The following is a 615-nucleotide window of genomic DNA, read 5'->3' as shown; positions in this document are numbered from 1 at the left end:
TATCGCTTGCTGATTACGTGCAGCTTTCCCTTCAGGCGGGATTCATACAGCGGCCAGCCATCCGTCATCCATATCACCACGTCAAAGGGTGACAGCAGGCTCATAAGACGCCCCAGCGTCGCCATAGTGCGTTCACCGAATACGTGCGCAACAACCGTCTTCCGGAGCCTGTCATACGCGTAAAACAGCCAGCGCTGGCGCGATTTAGCCCCGACATAGCCCCACTGTTCGTCCATTTCCGCGCAGACGATGACGTCACTGCCCGGCTGTATGCGCGAGGTTACCGACTGCGGCCTGAGTTTTTTAAGTGACGTAAAATCGTGTTGAGGCCAACGCCCATAATGCGGGCTGTTGCCCGGCATCCAACGCCATTCATGGCCATATCAATGATTTTCTGGTGCGTACCGGGTTGAGAAGCGGTGTAAGTGAACTGCAGTTGCCATGTTTTACGGCAGTGAGAGCAGAGATAGCGCTGATGTCCGGCGGTGCTTTTGCCGTTACGCACCACCCCGTCAGTAGCTGAACAGGAGGGACAGCTGATAGAAACAGAAGCCACTGGAGCACCTCAAAAACACCATCATACACTAAATCAGTAAGTTGGCAGCATCACCGAAG

Annotated in this window: 1 pseudogene; it reads right to left on the bottom strand. The window is 54.5% G+C overall.

Annotated features, from left to right (window positions below):
• Window positions 1–556: pseudogene (locus KI369_RS28995) on the bottom strand (IS1-like element IS1A family transposase); the annotation flags it as partial.
• Window positions 557–615 lie beyond the last annotated feature (59 nt).

The organism is Bacillus sanguinis (assembly GCF_018332475.1).
Taxonomy (GTDB): Bacteria; Bacillota; Bacilli; order Bacillales; family Bacillaceae_G; genus Bacillus_A; species Bacillus_A sanguinis.
Note: the sequence above shows the minus strand (reverse complement) of the source record. Positions and strands in the feature narration are given on the sequence as shown.